At 60.3% G+C, this 17,814-nt stretch carries 10 protein-coding genes, 2 pseudogenes and 2 riboswitches; of the genes and pseudogenes, 8 read left to right on the forward strand and 4 right to left on the reverse strand.

The genetic code is table 11. From position 1 onward, the window contains the following. Positions 1-39 precede the first annotated feature (39 nt). The 3 genes from FO488_RS17560 to FO488_RS17575 form a co-directional block, all read right to left on the reverse strand. Positions 40-447, reverse strand: a complete 408-nt coding sequence (locus tag FO488_RS17560; protein ID WP_149211750.1) for a cupin domain-containing protein — start codon at positions 445-447, stop codon at positions 40-42. Between the two features lie 52 nt (positions 448-499). After that, positions 500-1,486, reverse strand: coding sequence for an aldo/keto reductase (locus tag FO488_RS17565; RefSeq protein ID WP_149211751.1), 987 nt, complete (start codon positions 1,484-1,486; stop codon positions 500-502). Between the two features lie 468 nt (positions 1,487-1,954). Beyond that, positions 1,955-2,383, reverse strand: coding sequence for a single-stranded DNA-binding protein (locus FO488_RS17575; RefSeq protein ID WP_149211752.1), 429 nt, complete (start codon positions 2,381-2,383; stop codon positions 1,955-1,957). Positions 2,384-2,652: 269 nt separating this feature from the next. Then, positions 2,653-2,729, forward strand: a riboswitch (cyclic di-GMP riboswitch). Between the two features lie 148 nt (positions 2,730-2,877). Next, a riboswitch (cyclic di-GMP riboswitch) is annotated at positions 2,878-2,954 on the forward strand. Between the two features lie 180 nt (positions 2,955-3,134). Here FO488_RS17575 and FO488_RS17580 point away from each other — a divergent pair. The 6 genes and pseudogenes from FO488_RS17580 (at position 3,135) to FO488_RS17605 (ending at position 13,085) form a co-directional block, all read left to right on the forward strand. Further along, the gene (locus FO488_RS17580) at positions 3,135-5,486 is read left to right on the forward strand and encodes a fibronectin type III domain-containing protein (RefSeq protein ID WP_168206090.1); all 2,352 of its coding nucleotides are present in this window, start codon (positions 3,135-3,137) and stop codon (positions 5,484-5,486) included. 206 nt (positions 5,487-5,692) lie between these two features. Beyond that, positions 5,693-7,224, forward strand: a pseudogene (gpmI, locus tag FO488_RS17585) (2,3-bisphosphoglycerate-independent phosphoglycerate mutase). Positions 7,225-7,402: 178 nt separating this feature from the next. Then, positions 7,403-10,435 (forward strand): class I SAM-dependent DNA methyltransferase, encoded by a 3,033-nt coding sequence (locus tag FO488_RS17590; protein ID WP_149211753.1) that lies wholly within the window; start codon positions 7,403-7,405, stop codon positions 10,433-10,435. Between the two features lie 5 nt (positions 10,436-10,440). After that, positions 10,441-11,151: a hypothetical protein gene (locus FO488_RS17595; RefSeq protein ID WP_149211754.1), complete on the forward strand. Its 711-nt coding sequence runs from the start codon at positions 10,441-10,443 to the stop codon at positions 11,149-11,151. Between the two features lie 54 nt (positions 11,152-11,205). After that, positions 11,206-11,861, forward strand: a pseudogene (locus FO488_RS17600) (fumarylacetoacetate hydrolase family protein). 27 nt (positions 11,862-11,888) lie between these two features. Then, positions 11,889-13,085: a phosphatidylserine/phosphatidylglycerophosphate/cardiolipin synthase family protein gene (locus tag FO488_RS17605; protein WP_149211755.1), complete on the forward strand. Its 1,197-nt coding sequence runs from the start codon at positions 11,889-11,891 to the stop codon at positions 13,083-13,085. Here FO488_RS17605 and FO488_RS17610 read toward each other — a convergent pair. Then, positions 13,060-14,160: a TIGR04283 family arsenosugar biosynthesis glycosyltransferase gene (locus FO488_RS17610; RefSeq protein WP_149211756.1), complete on the reverse strand. Its 1,101-nt coding sequence runs from the start codon at positions 14,158-14,160 to the stop codon at positions 13,060-13,062. The two genes, FO488_RS17605 and FO488_RS17610, sit on opposite strands and share 26 nt — an antisense overlap. 53 nt (positions 14,161-14,213) lie before the next feature. Between FO488_RS17610 and FO488_RS17615 the strand changes: the two genes are divergently transcribed. Together FO488_RS17615 and FO488_RS17620 are read left to right on the forward strand one after the other, a co-directional pair. Then, positions 14,214-15,011: a TatD family hydrolase gene (locus FO488_RS17615; protein ID WP_240732039.1), complete on the forward strand. Its 798-nt coding sequence runs from the start codon at positions 14,214-14,216 to the stop codon at positions 15,009-15,011. Between the two features lie 422 nt (positions 15,012-15,433). After that, on the forward strand, positions 15,434-17,809 hold the full coding sequence (locus FO488_RS17620) for a multicopper oxidase family protein (RefSeq protein WP_149211758.1): 2,376 nt from the start codon (positions 15,434-15,436) through the stop codon (positions 17,807-17,809). Positions 17,810-17,814: the final 5 nt, after the last annotated feature.

Consider the following 17,814-nt stretch of genomic DNA (forward strand, 5'->3'; position numbering starts at 1 on the left):
CGCAGGGCATTCAACGATCTTGGGTAGCCGACATGCCCCCTATTTCAGTGTGTCGTAATCGTCATCCGCGACCGGCTCCAGCCAGGTTGCCGGGCCTTTCTCGGGATGGATCTCGATGGCGAGGTGGACAAACCAGCTATCCCGGGCGGCGCCATGCCAGTGCTTCACATCGGCGGGGATATTGACCACATCTCCCGCGTGAAGCTCCCGGGCCGGCTTGCCCCATTCCTGGTAATAGCCCCTGCCGCCCGTCACCAGCAGGATCTGCCCCCCCGCGTGCGTGTGCCAACTGTTGCGGCATCCCGGCTCAAAGGTCACGTTCCCGATGGGAAGGGCCGAGCCGAAAGGGGTCAGCATGTTGAGCCATACCGTCCCGTTGAAATTGCTGCTTTCGAGTTTTTCCCCAACGGGGAAAATCACGCTCTCGCTCAGGTCGTTTACGTTCATAACGTCGTCATCCTCTCTTCCTCCGGTTGTTTTTGCCGTGACACGGCCCTGCTCAGAGCCCGGTCCTTTTCTCCAGGGCTTCCGGGTACCGCGCTCCCTGGATCGTGATCTGTGCAGCGGCGCGCTCCATGTCCCCCAGATTCTCGGGCGTCAGCTCCACAGCGACCGCGCCGTTGTTCTCGTCCAGGCGGTGCAGCTTCGTGGTGCCCGGGATCGGCACGATCCACGGCTTCTGGGTCAGCAGCCAGGCGAGCGCGATCTGGGCCGGGGTTGCACCCTTCTGCTTCGCGATGGCGCCGAGCAGATCGACCAAAGCCTGGTTCGCCCTGCGGGCCTCGGCGGTGAAACGGGGGACGATGGTGCGGAAGTCGTTCTGTGCGAACGTGGTATGCTCGTCGATCGTCCCCGTAAGAAACCCCTTGCCCAGCGGGCTGAAGGGGACGAAACCGATGCCGAGTTCCTCAAGGGTCGGCAGCAGCTCTTCTTCGGGGCGCCGCCACCAGAGCGAGTATTCGCTCTCCACGGCCGTCACGGGCTGGACGGCGTGAGCGCGGCGGATCGTCTGCACCCCCGCCTCGGAAAGGCCGAAGTGCTTGACCTTCCCCTCCCGGATCAGCTCCTGCACCGTTCCGGCCACCTCTTCGATCGGCACCTCCGGGTCCACGCGGTGTTGATAGTAGAGGTCGATGGCTTCGATCCTGAGCCGCGTGAGCGAGCCCTCGACGCTCTCCCTGATGCGTTCGGGCCGGCTGTCCTGAACTTGTTGGCCGCCGGCGTCGTACCTGATCCCGAACTTGGTGGCTATCGCCACGCGCCCGCGGAAGGGAGCGAGCGCCTCCCCCACCAGCTCTTCGTTGGCGTACGGGCCGTAAATCTCGGCGGTGTCGAAGAAGGTGATGCCGCGGTCAACGGCTTTAGCCATCAGGGCGATCATCTCCTTCTTGTCCGCGGGGGCCCCGTAGGCCATGCTCATGCCCATGCAGCCCAGCCCGAGGGCCGAAACCTCGAGACCGCTTTTTCCCAATATCCGTTTTTGCATCGTGCTCTCCTTTCGCCTGCCCGGGACTGCCCCCGTGATGATTATACCGTACCCCAAGGAGAGCAAAAAGGTATAGACCAATCCTGTTCAATTATTGCCCGATAATCCGAAACGCGGGATAATGGTCGTAACGCCGCAGGGGGGCGGGCACTGTTTCACATGGATAAATACATTCGAAACAAGGTAGTTATGCCGGGTGTCGAGGACAACGACAGGGAAGGGGCGCGTGCAGCTTTGGAGGCAAGCATTGCCCGATGGACCGAAAATGGCAGACAACACACAACCCCAGTCCCGGGCTTGTCGCTTTTCCGGCGGGGGGAACGGACCGAGCCGATCACCGGCATGTACGAACCGGGCGTGTGCGCCGGATGGCCGCCACCGAATGGACCATGCCGCACGCAGCAACAAAAAAGCCCATCAGAACTGGTTCCGACAGGCTTTAGTCTACAAATATCGTTACGGCAGATTCTAGAACGGGATATCGTCATCCTGGAACGGCGGCTCTTCGAATCCCCCCCCGCCATGTACCGGCTCCGAGGTCACGTCGCCGCCCCGGCGTCCTTCACCCTTGGGGGAGAGCATCTGCATCTTTTCGCCGACGATCTCGGTGGTGTAGCGTTCATTGCCGCTGTTGTCCTGCCACTTGCGGGTCTGCAGGCGCCCCTCGATGTAAACGGTCTTCCCCTTGGAGAGGTATTCGCCGGCGATCTCGGCCAGCTTCGACCAGAGGGTGACCCGGTGCCATTCGGTACGCTCTTCCCATTCGCCGCTCTTGTTCTTGAAGCGTTCGCTGGTGGCCAGATTGAAGCTGGCGACGGCAGCCCCGGACGGGGTATAGCGCACTTCCGGATCCTTGCCCAGATTTCCTATCAGCATGACCTTGTTCAGGCTTGCCATGTTCGTGCTCCTTTTACTGCAATAGTATCACAGGGCAACAACGCTGCAACCCGTCGCACCCCTGTCAGGCGGATGCAGAATACATCATCTGGGACGCCAGGGCAAGAATTCCCGTCCGCCCCCCGCGCCGGCCCGTTTTTCGCCCGGCGGTCGGCTCTCCCCTTGCCCTGAAGCGAAAATGACACGGAATGTGCAAATTTATTCTTGACTTTAACGGTTTATTTTCATACCGTGTAAACATTGCTGATTAAAACAGCAGCAATCAAGATAGACGACAATACTAAACCATCCGCGAGGGTGGGGCGGAAAGCCTACAGGGTCTCATCGAGACAGCCGGGTCGCCGAAATATCGTACCAGATATTCGGTCCCGGCTTTTTTCGTACCCGGAACCGACAACGGGGAGGTGAAGAGAACAGCAGCGTTGCAGCGCCTCGAAGGCGGACACCCGCACCGGCCGGAACCTCGTACTCAACCGGTGCGCAGTACCCGTGGTACACGATAATACTAAACCATCCGCGAGGGTGGGACGGAAAGCCTACAGGGTCTCATGGAGACAGCCGGGTCGCCGAAATATCACTTCGATATTGGGCCCCGGTTTTTTTGTGCCCGGTATCCAGGCAAAACCAACTCAAAAACGAAACAAAATGCTGCCCATCCTCCACCAACCGCAGCAGGAAGCAAGGAGAAGGAATGAAGACACGGATAGACATGGCAGGTAACGCACCACACGGTTCAAGGAAAGGAGCATTAATGACAAATCTGATACAAAGGACTCTGGCGGCAATCACGGTATTCTCTCTGGCAACGGCGGGTCTTATTGCCGGCTGCGGCGGCGGTGGAGGGGGGCTTTCCTCCCAGGTCGTAAGCGGCACGGCCGCCGTCGGGGCGCCCTTGTCCGGCCAGGTAAGCCTCAAGGATTCCTCCGCCACGCCACAGACGAGGACAACCGTCATCGGCAGCGACGGCTCGTTTGCCATCGACGTGACGGGCATGCAGGCGCCCTTCATCCTCGAGGCGACGGGCAGCGCCGCCGGCACCAGCTACAAACTCCACTCCTTCGCCGAAAGCACCGGCACCGCCAACATCAACCCGCTTTCCGACGCCATCGTAGCCAGCGCCGCCGGCGATACCGACGCGTCCAAGTCCTACGACAGCGCCGATCACGACAAACTGGGCAAGATCAAGGGGAACCTGGCGGCGACCGTGGACGCCCTGCTGAAAAAACTGCAGCCCCTGCTCCAGCAGTATAACGCCCAGAACACCAACCCGATCACCTCGCGCTACATCGCCAACCACCTCGACCTCGACGATATGTTCGACAACGTGAAAATCACCGTCGCCAATGGGGTCCTGTCGATCGTCAACGCCAAAACCGGCGCCGTCATCTACAGCGGCAAGGTGACCGACATCGCCAACGGCAACTTCTACCCCGACAACGTCCCCTCGACCCCGGCGGCTCCCGTAGCTCCGACAGGGGTAGCCGCAGTGGGCGGCGCCGGCCAGGCGACCATTTCCTGGACCGCCGTCAGCAATGCGACCTCCTATAACATCTATTACGCCACCACCTCCGGCGTCACCACCGCCACCGGCACCAAGATCGCCAATGCCACCACCCCGTACGTCCAGACCGGTCTCTCCGCCAGCACCACCTACTACTATGTGGTGACCGCCGTCAACAGCACCGGCGAAAGCGTCGCCTCGGCCCAGGCATCGGCCACCACCAACGCCGCCGTGCCGACCCCGACCGCCCCGGCGGCACCGACCGGCGTGACCGCCACCGGCGGCACCAAACAGGTGACCATCTCCTGGCCGGCGGTTACCGGCGCCACCTCCTATAACATCTACTACGCCACCACCAGCGGGGTTTCCAAAACGAACGGCACCAAGATCACCGGCGCCACCAGCCCCGCCGTCCAGACCGGGCTCGCCGACGCCACCACCTACTACTACGTGGTGACCGCCGTCAACAGCACCGGCGAGAGCGCCGCCTCCGTACAGGTTGCCGCGACGACCCTGGCTGCCGTCCCGGCCCCGACCGCCCCGGCGGCACCGACCGGCGTGACCGCCACCGGCGGCGCCAAACAGGCGACCATCTCCTGGTCCGCGGTTTCCGGCGCCACCTCCTATAACATCTACTACGCCACCACCAGCGGAGTCTCCAAAACGAACGGCACCAAGATCGCCGGCGCCACCAGCCCCTATGTCCAGACCGCCCTGTCCGCCGGCACCACCTATTACTACATCGTCACCGCCGTCAACAGCGTCGGCGAGAGCACCGCTTCGGCCCAGGCATCGGCCACCACCAATGCGGCGCCCCCGGCCGTTCCAACCGCGCCGACCGGCGTGACCGCCACCGGCGGCACCAACCAGATGACCGTCTCCTGGTCCGCGGTTTCCGGCGCCACCTCCTATAACATCTACTGGTCAACCGCCACGGGCGTCACCATCGCCTCCGGCACCAAAATCGCCGGCGCCACCAGCCCCTATGTCCAGACCGGGCTCGCCGCCGGAACCGCCTACTACTACATCGTCACCGCGGTGAACAGCTCCGGCGAAAGCCCCGCTTCGGCTCAGGCATCGGCAAGCACCAGCGCACCGGCCCCGGTCGTCCCGGCCGCGCCGACCGGCGTGGGCGCCACCGGCGGGACCAACCAGGTGACCGTCTCCTGGTCGGCGGTCAGCGGCGCAACCTCGTACAACATCTACTACGCCACCACCAGCGGGGTCTCCAAAACGAGCGGCACCAAGATCACCGGCGCCACCAGCCCCTATGTCCAGACCGGACTTACCGCCGGCACCACCTACTACTACATTGTCACCGCAGTGAACAGCGCCGGCGAAAGCGCCGCTTCGGCCCAGGCATCGGCGGCCACCACGGCGGCGGCGACCTGTGGGAGCTGCCACGCAATACCTCCTGCAACCGGCCAGCATTCGTTCCATATCGGCCTGGGCTACACCTGTCTTACCTGCCACGGGACCGGCTACAGCAGCACCACGGTGAACGCGGCGACTCACGCAAACGGCACCGTCAATGTCGTCACGTCCCTCAATTGGAACGGGACGTCCTGCTCTCCCGCCTGCCACGGGACCAGGAACTGGTAGAGACAGCCTGCCGCGTTGAGGGCGGCCGGCGGTAAAAAACCAGCAATCAAGGCATCATCACAAAAAAGAGCTCCGGAATCGGGGCTCTTTTTTTTATATGCGCTGCGGGCATGTTCGACATAGCGCTTGAAGCCCCGGCTGTTTTGACTTACAGTTGTGCCACGCGTTTACGGTATCCGCGATTCCATCGCATACGGAGTCCATTCATGAAAAAACCGCTTCTCCTGATGATCCTCGACGGCTGGGGGATCAACGCCAATCCCGGAAATAACGCCGTGGCTCTGGCCCACCCCCCCAACCTCACCAAGCTTTTGGAGGAATATCCCCATGTCCGGATTCACACCTCCGGCATGGCGGTGGGGCTGCCCGACGGCCAGATGGGCAACTCGGAGGTCGGCCACCTCAATATCGGCGCCGGCCGCATCGTGTATCAGGACCTGACCCGCATCACCAAATCGATCCGTGACGATGACTTCTTCGCCAACCCGGTGCTGCTGGAGTGCCTTGCCAAGACCAGGGCCGGCGGCGGCCGGCTCCACCTGGCGGGCCTCCTCTCCGACGGCGGGGTGCATTCCCACAACAGCCACCTGTATGCCCTGCTGGAGTTGGCCAAACGGGAAGGGGTGAAGGAGGTCTTCGTGCATTGCCTCCTGGACGGCCGCGATACCCCCCCCAGAGCGGCAGCGACTACCTGACCCACCTGGAGGAGGAAATCGGGCGGATCGGCGTCGGCCGCATCGCCACGGTCATGGGGCGCTACTATGCCATGGACCGGGACAACCGCTGGGAACGGGTCGAGAAGGCCTATGACGCCATGGTGTGCGGCGAAGGGGAACGGCGCGCCTCGGCCCGGGAGGCCATCGAGGCCAGCTATGGCGCCGGGGTGTACGACGAATTCGTCGTCCCGGCCGTGATCGCCGAAAACGGTACGCCGGTGGGCACGATCAGGGACGGCGACGGCTTCATCTTCTTCAACTTCCGTTCCGACCGGGCCCGGGAGATCACCCGCGCCCTGGCGCTGGACGGCTTTGACGGCTTCCCGCGCCGCTGCCGCCCGAAGCTTGCCGAATACGTGTGCATGACCGAGTACGACGCCACCTTCGGCCTGCCCATCGCCTACGGCCCCGAGCAGTTGACCAGCATCCTGGGCGACGTGCTGGCCAAAGCCGGGCTGAAGCAGCTGCGCATCGCGGAGACCGAGAAATACGCCCATGTGACCTTTTTCTTCAACGGCGGCGTGGAAACACCCTTCCCCGGCGAGGAACGCTGCCTGATCCCCTCCCCCAAGGAGGTGGCCACCTACGACCAGAAGCCGGAGATGAGCGCCTACCCGGTGACGGAGGAGCTGCTGAAGCGCCTGGACCGGGACCTCTACGACGTGATCGTCCTCAACTTCGCCAACTGCGACATGGTGGGGCACACCGGCATCCTGGACGCGGCCGTCAGGGCGGTGGCGGTGGTGGACGACTGCGTGGGGAGGATCGTGGCCAAGGTGCGGGAAAAGGGGGGCACGGCGCTGATCACGGCCGACCACGGCAACGCCGAGCAGATGGCGGACGACAACGGCGAGCCGTTCACGGCCCACACCACCAACCCGGTGTGGCTGCTCTTGGTGGATGACAACCGCAAAGATGCCGTGTTGCGCGAAGGGGGCCGGCTGGCCGACATCGCGCCGACCATGCTGAAGCTCCTGGGCCTGGCCCAACCCACGGAGATGACAGGAGAGAGCCTGCTATGAATGTGCATGTATATTGACGAGCCAGCTTATTAACGTGCAGAGCTAAAGTAAATAAATGCTTTATTGTGGACAGAATGACTTATCTTGTCATATGCTTCGAATATTATTATAAATTCAGTAAGGATGTATATTGAAACACTGGGCGCAACCAATTTATTCACTTATGGACTGAAGAAGTATGAGTGCTTTGATCGACGATAATTTCAGAGACGAATTGAGCCGTATGGAGATGCTCCCAGCCGACGGAGAGCCGACGAGTCTTTTTTTTGTCGTGGACAAGAAAGCCGCCGAACCACATATCAGAATTGCGCTGGAACAGGCAGAATCCTATGAGGCCGATGCTGTTTTCTTCCGTATATTCCCCGAAGGCGACAAACGCTCTCCAATTCCCCAGATTTATGTATATCGCGACATAGCACTTACTCTGAATGAAAAGTTCTATGCCAATATCCACCTCCGCCTCTGGAATGCCGGAGTTGTACCCCTGGTTTTTGTCATAACCTCAACCCAGGTTAAAATTCTCAATTGCCGCCAGGAACCAGATTTTAACAAGGAACGGCAAGAGCCTGTCTACACACCATTCCACAAACTTGAAGATATAGTGGCCGCCAACCAAGCGTTTGTGGCTCGCGAAGTCGCTGCTGGAACACTTTGGGAAAACCCAATATTCAAGAACGATTTCGTGCTGGAGAATACTGCCTACTTCAAGCTGCTAAGCCACCTTAAAGAATTCAGACAAAAGTTACTCAAACTTGAAATATTGTCTGAACAAACCGTAAATCGCATATTGGTTATGGCGATTTTAGTCAAATACCTGAATGATCGTAAGGATTCAGCCGGGAACCGGGTTTTTGTACAAGGTTTTCTGCGTCGCTTTTCCCATGCGAGCAATGATGACCTTGAATCGCTTTTCCGTGAAATGGGGAGTTGTATCAGGCTGTTTGACCATTTGAGTGCACATTTCAACGGCGGCATTTTCGAGTTGACCAACCATGAAAAATCGGAGCTGGAACAAGCCGATCTTTCCCCTATTGCTGACTTTCTGAAAGGAGATCAGGACCCGACGGGGCAGATGCTGTTCTGGCCGCTCTACTCGTTTCAAGACCTCCCAGTGGAGTTGATCAGCAATATCTACGAAGAGTTTCTTGCAAAAAATCATTCAAAGACAGAGAAGAAGGGATTAGGTGCTAAGGGCGCTGACAAAGAGAGTAACACTGGCGATAAGGGTATTGTCTACACTCCGCCCATGCTGGTCGATTTCCTGCTGGACCAGTGTCTACCCCTTTCGACCGAGACCCTTTTCTGGAAAATCCTCGACCCTGCTTGCGGCTCTGGTATTTTTTTGGTGGGTGCCTTCAAACGTCTGATCCAATGTTGGCGCATTGCCAACGATTGGAGACAACCGACTCATCTCGATCTGAAAGGAATTCTGAAAAACAATATCTTTGGTTTCGACGAAAAACCCGAGGCCGTTTTGATCACGGCATTCAGCCTCTGCGTGGCACTCTGTGATGAATTGGAGCCTTTAGTTATTTGGAACAAACTCAAGTTTGACAATCTACAAAAACGCAATCTTTCAGCTAGAGATTTCTTCGAGGTGGTTGAGTCGGGAGAATTCAATAATCATTTTGATCTGATAATAGGCAACCCTCCTTTTGAAAGCAAGTTGACAACAGTTGCCGCCAAGAGGGTTGAAGCCGCGAGCATCACCAATAAACGTCCCAAACTCCCGGACACACAGCTTGCTCTGCTCTTTCTTGAGCAATCATTCCGGCTTGCCCGTAAAAATGCGGCGATTTGCCTGATTCAACCAGCCGGACCACTGCTTTACAACGGTAATGCGCTGCCATTCCGTAGTCATCTGTTTGGGGAATATGACATTAATCAGGTTTTTGATTTTACTCCGCTGGAAGGAGTGCTTTTTTCAAAGGCGCAGGTCGCGGCGGCGGCGATAATCGGCTGCAACGCCCCTGCAACCTCCGATAAAATTCTGCACGTAACCTTCCGTAGAACCAGGGCTATCAAAGAAAAACTGTTGTTTGAACTGGATCCATACGATTTTCACTGGATAGCCCGCGGCTCGATTACAAAGCGTCCGTATGCCTGGAAAACCAATCTGCTCGGTGGCGGTCGTCTTCACCGGATGCTTGATCGTTTGTTTTCTGATGCCCCTACATTGGGAGAGTATCTGAAAGAAAAAAAAATAAATGACGGTTGGCAATTTGGTGAAGGTTATAGTGTAGGAAATGGAAGTGATTTTAATAGCCTACCCAACGTAAAAGAACTGGCAGAGCTGAAACCCGATGAGCTTAAAGCAATGTTTGATGTGGAAAAAATTCCCGAGATAGCTTCTTGGATTACGGGAAAACTCAACGTACCTCCGGAAGCATTGTTGCAAAAAGGCATTAATTGGAAAGCCGTCAAACCATGTGAAGATATTTTCTTTGAGAGAACGCGCAATAGTAAACGCCTCGTATTTTCCCCTCCTCATGTCCTGATAAGAGAAAAAGTTGATGGCTTAGCCATTCCAGCGGCGTATTCTGACAACTATCTGGTTTTTACAAATCAAATAGTTGGAGTTCATGCGCCGGAAAACGAAAGAGGGCAATTGCGGGTTCTTGCTAAAAGACTTAATGAGTCAAAGCTTTATGGAGTTTTGGCCGCTCTGGTCAGTGGGAGGATACTGGTCGGGAGGTCAAATTCTTTGTATGCAAGCGACATAATGTCATTACCATATCCCGATGACATGCAGGATATTGATCTGAATTTCTGGGAGCAAGCCCTTGTTGAGGATATCGGTAATTACCTCGTCGATTTTCGACGTAAGGGCGAAAAGGCCTCTGTCCTCACCAAAACGAATGAATCAGATTTGCACAGCTTCGGAGATATGTACTGTAACATTCTCAACCCCGTGTACAAAAAATTCAGCCCGTTACCACCAATCCTTATGGACTCATTCATCTGTTATCCATTTTGCTACGGTGATGCTCCTCGGATAGAATTGCCGAAAGAGGATACGGTAGTTCCTTACCTTGAGGAGCTGCTACAGCACCAACATAGCAGCCGCCTATTTGTAAATCGCATCCTACGTCTGTACGAACAGAATGTCATCTTCATGATCAAGCCGAATCAGAAGCGGTACTGGCTTCGTTCCATTGCCCTTCGCGATGCGGACGAAACCTTGATTGATCTTTTGGGGCAAGGATACTGACCGCCGTGACCAACTTCTCTGCAAAACGCATGCTCGGCGGCACCGGAACCTTGCTCGGCCCATCTCTCAACACTCAATTCAACAGTGTTGTTGAGCTCATTGAGATTTCCCTACCCACATTCGCAGAATCTGCGCTACAGAAGAATATCAGCAACGAAAATGGCCTCAATAGCCACCTCACTCTCTTTATATCGAAGGTAGCACGTCAGAAAGATCTGCCATTCATTGCCCAACATCAAAGCATGGAGGACTTGACACGCGGGGATAGCCCCGCACCGGATATCGGCATCCATCTTTATGTAGATGACGATGCAGAACCTCCACCTAAAATTACCGTTTTTGAAGGAAAGCGTCTGACATCAACTCTGGGCAAAGAGCGTCGTCAAGAATATGTTATTGGACATGAAAAAGATGGGAAGCATATACCCTGTGGAGGTATCGAACGTTTCAAATGCGCTATTCACGGTGGCGACTTCACTCATGCCGGCATGATCGGCTATATCCAGGAAGAAACTCAGGAAAACTGGCGCAAAAGCATCAACACTTGGATTTCTGATTTATGCAATCAACCCTTTGAACCAGCATGGTCCGAGGAGGAACATCTGACATATCAGATGAGTGATGGAAAAGTAACGAAGTCTTCGTCGCTTGTACATCGGACCGGCAGCGAACTTAATTTGACTCATCTGTGGGTTAACCTTGTCTTATTCCGCTGACATCAGACTCCCCAACAGGGGAAGTCTCTAAACTCTGTTTATAAAGGGAATCATATGAAAACCGCAAAAATACCGGCCACGGACAACGAATACCTGATCGGCAAGATCCTCTGCATCGGCCGCAACTATGTGGACCACATCAAGGAGTTGGGCAACGAGACCCCGGCGGCGCCGGTGGTGTTCATGAAGCCGGCCACCGCAGTCGTGGACGACGGCGGCACCGTGGTCATCCCCCCCACGGCACACAATGCCATTACGAGGCGGAACTGGCGGTCCTGATCGGCACGGACGGCAAGGACATCCCCGAGGCCCGCGCCCTCTCCCACGTGGCCGGTTATGGGGTCGCCATCGACATGACCCTGCGGGATGTGCAGGACAGCCTCAAGAAGAAAGGACTGCCCTGGGAGATCGCCAAGGCGTTCGACACCTCCTGCCCCCTGTCGGCATTTACCCCGGCGGCCCAGGTTCCCGACCCCCAGGACCTGACCATCAGGCTGCTGCTCAACGGGACAGAACGCCAGAACGGTTCCACCGGCCTGATGATCAACCCGGTGGCCACGATCATCAGCTACCTCTCCACCATCTTCACGCTTGAAGAGGGGGACGTGATCCTCACCGGCACCCCGGCCGGCGTGGGCCGGGTCCAGCCGGGCGACGGCATGGTCGCCGAAATTGCGGGGGTGGGGCGGCTTACCGTTTCCGTGGAGTGATCTTCCCCTCCGGAAGTGCGGGGTCTCATGGCACAGGGTCAGCCAATTCGGCATAACAAGCGCCTGGTGCGGATGCTGCGCCTGTTCCGGCACATCCGTTTCGTGGGGCAGCCGGTTACCTACCGGCGCAACCGGGTAGTACTCCACCCGGACGGGCCCGATTTCTTCCAGGCCCTGTTCAGCGCCATCCGCTCGGCGGAGCGCTACATCCTCCTGGAATACTACCTGATCCGCAGCGATGCCACCGGCGCCGCCTTTGCCGCCGAACTCCTCGACGCCCACCGGCGGGGGGTGCAGGTGTTCCTGATCTACGATTACATCGGCTGCGTCGAAACCCCCTCCGCCTACTTCAGGGACCTGGCCCGGCACGGCGTCAGGCTCGTTTCCTTCAACGTGCCGTCATTCAAACGGGGCATCCACTGGTTCGACAAACGCGACCACCGCAAAATGGCCATCATCGACGGCCGCCAGGCCTTCCTCGGGGGGTTCAACATCGGCGACGAATACGCCGGCCTGGTGTCGAGCCCGCTCCGTTTCCGCGACGTGGGTTTCAGCATCGTCGGCAACGCCGTGCATGAACTGGAGCGCATCTTTGCCGAGACCTGGCAGATGGAACGGGACGCGCCGCCCCCCATACCCGCCGACGGCGGGGGGGCCGGCACGCGCCGCCCCGGACGGGCCAACGTCATCATCGTCAGCGGCGGGCCGCACCACCGCAGTTCCTACATCCGCAGCGCCTTTCTGGCCGCCATCACCTCCGCCTCGGAGAGCGTCCTCGTCGTCACCCCCTACTTCGTTCCCGGCCCGCGCATCATCCGCTCCCTGCTGCGGGCGGTCCGCCGGGGCGTGCGGGTGCGCATCCTGCTCTCGGCCAAAAGCGACGTGCCGCTGATGCGGCTGGTGGGGCGCAGCTATTATACGGCCCTGCTCAAGGGAGGCATCGAGATCTGCGAACTGGAGCGGGAGGTGCTGCACGCCAAGGTCATGCTGATCGACGGGGAACGGACGGTGATCGGCTCCGCCAACCTGGACCAGCGCAGCTTCCACCGCAATTTCGAGATCAACGGCATCATCGACAACACCTCCTTCGGCAGGCAGATCGCCCTGATGCTGGAACAGGACTTCCGGGATTCCCGGGTCGTCACCCTCGCGGACCACGAGCGCCGCGGCAAGCTGCCCCAGATCCTGGAGAAGCTGGTCAACCTGTTTGCCTGGTTCCTGTAGGGGCGTTCCGGGGGCGCCCCGCAAGCATGAGGCGAAACCAGAGCCGGACCAACCCCGCCGCCGCCATGGCTGCGGGGAGGGTGCCGAAAAACCGCTTCAGGCGGCGCTCGTACAGCCCCAGCCAGCGAGGCTCGACCTCTCCCGGCCCCTGCCCCCGGAAAAAGGCGCGGCGGGTGTCCAGCCAGAAGAACGGCTGCCAGGCATTGGCGGCCACATGACGGCCGGTGGTGCGCCAGAAGGCGCGGCGCCATCCCCCCGGCCGGCGGGCAAGCAGGGCGCGGATGCCAGCCAGGAGCGGGTGGAGCGAGAGCCGCCCGGTATCGGCGTCGAGGCGGTACAGCCCGGGAAGGGCGGTAAAGAATTCCGTCCACCCCGCCACCAGGCAGTTGACGATGATGGCGTTCAACACCTGCCGCTCCCACAGCCCCTCCGCTTCAAAACGGCGGGCCGAGGTGCCGACTTCGGCCGGGAGGAGCAGCCAGTCGCACCGTTGCGCCGCCGCAGCCACGAAGTGCAGGTCCTCCAGAAAGGGCATCCGTTCGTCAAAGCCGCCCAAGGAGCGGAAAAACGGGCGGGGCAGCATGAACCCCTGGTCGCCCCGGATGCATTCGGGGCGGGCGAGGCGCGCCTTGGCCTCGTAAAAGAAGTAGGCCGGGGAGGGCGCGCCGTTGCTCCGGCAGAAACGGAGGGCAAAGCGCCCGGCGGCCTCATGGCACCCGACGGCCGCCTGCCGGGCCCGCAATGCCGACAGTCCGCGTGCCAGGGCATCGGCCGCAACGAACGTGGAATCGGCATGGAGAAACAGCAGCGTATCGGCTTGGGCAACGGCGGCGCCGGCATTCATCTGGCGGCCGCGGCCGCGGGACGCGGAGACGACCTCTGCCGGGAACGGCGCCTGCCGGGCCAGGCGGGCGGCCCGCTGGGGGGTGCCGTCCTCCGAACCGCCGTCGCAGAGGACCAGTTCGAAGCAGAGGCCCTGTTGGGCGGCAAGGGTGGCGAACAGGGATGGCAGGTGGGCGGCCTCGTTGAGGACCGGCACGATGATGGAGAGTTCAGGGGGATGATCACATGTCATTATGTCGTGGCGCTCCGGGAGAATGCAGACCAGTGTATCCGAATCAGCCACATTTGCAATCCCAAGCTGACCTGGAGTTGATCGACACCCACTGCCACCTGGACCTGGAGCCGCTGGCACCGCACCTGCCCCGGGTGCTTGCGGCGGCCCGCCGGGCCGGCGTCACCCGGTTCGTGGTGCCGGGAGTGCATCCCGACGGCTGGCAGCGGATCAGGGCATTGGCGACGGCGCACCACGAGATCCTGCCCGCCGCCGGCATCCACCCCATGCACGCCGACGTGGCAAACGACGACACCCTCGCCGCCCTAGCCGGCATGGCCGCCGACAGCGTTGCCATCGGCGAGATCGGCCTGGACCCGGCGTATCCCGTCCCCCTCGAAATCCAGGAGGCCGCGTTCCGCGAGCAACTCGGGCTGGCCATCTCCCACGGCTTGCCGGTGCTGGTGCATTGCCGCCGGGCCTTCCACCGCACCCTGCAGATCATGCGGGAGGAACGGGCCGACCGGGTCGGGGGCATCATGCACGCCTTTTCCGGGTCCCTGGAGATGGCGCGGGAGTTCATCCGTCTCGGCTTCTGCATCTCCCTGTCCGGCACCCTGACCTGGCACGAAGCGGTGCGCCCCCTGCACCTCGCCCGGGAGGTACCGCTGGACCGGCTCGTTCTGGAAACCGACGCACCCGACATGCCCCCCCAGGGCCACCGGGGGAGCCCCAACCAGCCGGCCTGGCTGGTGGAGACCCTGCTCGCCCTGGCAGCGGCAAAAAACAGTACACCGGAGGCCGTTGCCACCGCCACGCGGGAAAACAGCGTCAGGGTGCTCGGCCTCGCCAGGGAGCGCAACGTTTCTTGACTCGCCTTATCCCGTAGCAGCTTGAGCGCACCATGCGGCACACTATCGCGAACGCGGCTATTGCAGGCGCTTGCACCCCCCATGGCCGCCAGTGCATTTATTCTGCGATTTGACCGGACAGCACCGACCACCTATCCACATTTATTGCACAATCCACAAATATTGACAGATTCCCTGTTCCAATCTCCCGCAGGCCTGCGCCATGCACTCCCGCCTTCAGGCTGCAATATCTATTGCAGCCTGAAAATGAGCCGTTGGAGTCAACATGCGCCAACATTTCGATATCTTTACTATATTTTTTTGGGCTCGATACCTGCACATTTACAATCATACATAATAGAATACGCCGGTTCGGCCGCCGGAAAAGCGGCCACCCCCCGGCTTACCTCTACGATCCAAGTACACAGTGGGGAGGTGCTCGTATGACAAAGGGGAAATGCACATCGTGGATATTCCTGCCGCTTGCATGTGCGGTACTCATGGTGGGGGGATGCAGCGGCAACACGACCAACAATTACGGTTCGGGGAGCAGCCCGGCAAGCGCCTCCCAGAACCCCCTCAACCCGAAGACACTCGTCCAGTTCAAGAATCCCTTTGTCGAAATCCCCATCGCGCCGGCTCCCACGGCCAATAGCTATACGGCAACGGCGCGCAAGAACGATGACTGGGACTTCGGCCTGCGCATCGTCGATGGCGTGACCGGCCAGACCATACGCCCCAAAGATCCGGTCACCGGCCAGACCATCAAGACCCCGACGTGGTACTATGACGTCAACGACGCCCCTCTGGGAATTTACGGCGCCACGGTCGAGACCACATCCAACAACCCGGTGACCATAACCTATGTGAACGACCTGCGGGACGAGCTGCCCGATCCCAACGCGACCGGGCTCGTCAAGGGGATCAAGGGAACCGGGACGCTCCTGACCAAACACCTTCTGGCCGTCGATACGACGGTGGACGGCATGAACCTGGGCGAACCGGAGGTCAGGACCGTGCCCCACCTCCACGGCGGGCATGTGGACTGGCGTTTCGACGGCCATCCCGAGGCATGGTTCACCAATATCCCGGCCAGCCAGCAAACCGCCGTCAAATACGGCCTGGCCGCCGACCCCTCCCGGGGCTTTCCGGGGAGACCTTCGGACAACAAGGCCATCTACACCTACGCCAATGACCAGAACGCCGCGACCCTCTGGTTCCACGACCACTCCTACGGCATCACCCGGCTCCAGGCCTACGCCGGCATAGCGGCCTTCTACCTGATCCGCGACAGCTTCGAGGACGCCCTCGGCCTCCCCAGGGGGCCGCTCGGCCCCAATCCGGTGGTGCCGACGCTTACGTCCTACAAGTACGACCTGCCGCTCGTCATCCAGGACAAGGCCTTCACCGCCGACGGCGCCCTGGTCTTCCCGACGTTCACCAACCTGGGGCTGTACACCTTCAACGCCCTGCGGGACAAGAACGGCAATGCAACCAATACCATACGACCGGAGATGTTCGGCAACGTCAACGTCGTCAACGGTATGGCCTGGCCCTCCAAGACGGTGGAACAGACCGCCTACCGCTTCCGCGTTCTGAACGCTGCCGATTCGCGGGTCTACAACCTCTGGCTGGAGGATGCGGACGACGGCACCGTGATCACACCGGCCCTGGCGGCACAGGCGGCGACGGGCGCCGGCCAGCCCGGCCTCGCCTGGCCGGTCATCCAGATCGCGGCGGAGCAGGGGCTCTTCCCCACGGCCGTCCCGGTCATGACCGGTGCCCGCGATCTGGGGCTGACCCTGGCCAACGCCGAGCGTGCCGACATCGTCATCGACTTCTCCCACCCCGTATTCAGGAAGAACGGGGCGGGGCGGAAGCTGATCCTGCGCAATGACGCCCCGGCCCCCTTTGGCGGCCTGTTCGGTCCGGCCAATGAGGACATGTCCACCCTCGACCCCAACACCACCGGCAAGGTAATGCGGTTCGTGGTGGATGCCGCCACCACGGCGACCTCCTACGACGCCCAGATCAAGGCGTGGACCGCCTCGCTGCGTCCCTTTGCCCAGCAGGGGGGGGACCTCAACGCCGCAACCCCGGGCACGGTGAGGTATATCGACCTGCAGGAGCGCAAAGACGCGGCCTACGCCTTTTTCGATCCCATCGCCAATACCACGGTCTACCGCACCGAACTGCTCATCAACGGTCTCCGCTTTTCCGACCCGATCACGGAGAACGTCCCCCACGATGCGGTGGAGGAGTGGGTGATCATCAACACCACCCCCGACATGCATCCGCTCCACCTGCACCTGGTCAAGTTCCAGATCATCGAGAAGGGACATATCAAGGCGGGGCCGGGAGGTACGCCGCTCACAGATACCGAACGCGCCCTCCTGGGGTTGCCGCCCCAGCCCGCTCCCCCCGAGCCCCCCTTCTCCCCGCCGAACTATATCCGGGCGGACGGCGCCGGCGCCCTGCCGGCCCCGATCACGTCCTACACGGCCTACATGCCCAACACCGATCCGCGGGACGACCCGTCGGGCACCCCCACCGGGACCCTGGTGCCGGACACCCCCGGCAACTCGCTCTTTGCCCGCTCGGGCAACGAGATAGGCTACAAGGACATGGTGAAGGTGCCGCCGGCCATGGTCTCCTATGACCCGAACGCCGGGGGCGAGGTGGTGAACCCGGGCTACGTGCGCATCAGGGCCAGGTTCGACCTGCCGGCCGGCGCCCAGGCCCCGGCCACCTACATGTACCACTGCCACATCATTTCCCACGAGGACGAGGAGATGATGCGCCCCTTCACGGTAAAGTAGCTGCG

Source organism: Geobacter sp. FeAm09 (genome assembly GCF_008330225.1).
Classification (GTDB): Bacteria; Desulfobacterota; Desulfuromonadia; order Geobacterales; family Pseudopelobacteraceae; genus Oryzomonas.

What these genes read in the sequence shown, in the direction of transcription:
- FO488_RS17560 (WP_149211750.1), bottom strand. Translation starts at nt 447, where the DNA reads ATGAACGTAAACGACCTGAGCGAGAGCGTGATTTTCCCCGTTGGGGAA.
- FO488_RS17565 (WP_149211751.1), bottom strand. Translation starts at nt 1,486, where the DNA reads ATGCAAAAACGGATATTGGGAAAAAGCGGTCTCGAGGTTTCGGCCCTC.
- FO488_RS17575 (WP_149211752.1), bottom strand. Translation starts at nt 2,383, where the DNA reads ATGGCAAGCCTGAACAAGGTCATGCTGATAGGAAATCTGGGCAAGGAT.
- FO488_RS17580 (WP_168206090.1), top strand. Translation starts at nt 3,135, where the DNA reads ATGACAAATCTGATACAAAGGACTCTGGCGGCAATCACGGTATTCTCT.
- FO488_RS17590 (WP_149211753.1), top strand. Translation starts at nt 7,403, where the DNA reads ATGAGTGCTTTGATCGACGATAATTTCAGAGACGAATTGAGCCGTATG.
- FO488_RS17605 (WP_149211755.1), top strand. Translation starts at nt 11,889, where the DNA reads ATGGCACAGGGTCAGCCAATTCGGCATAACAAGCGCCTGGTGCGGATG.
- FO488_RS17610 (WP_149211756.1), bottom strand. Translation starts at nt 14,160, where the DNA reads ATGACATGTGATCATCCCCCTGAACTCTCCATCATCGTGCCGGTCCTC.
- FO488_RS17620 (WP_149211758.1), top strand. Translation starts at nt 15,434, where the DNA reads ATGACAAAGGGGAAATGCACATCGTGGATATTCCTGCCGCTTGCATGT.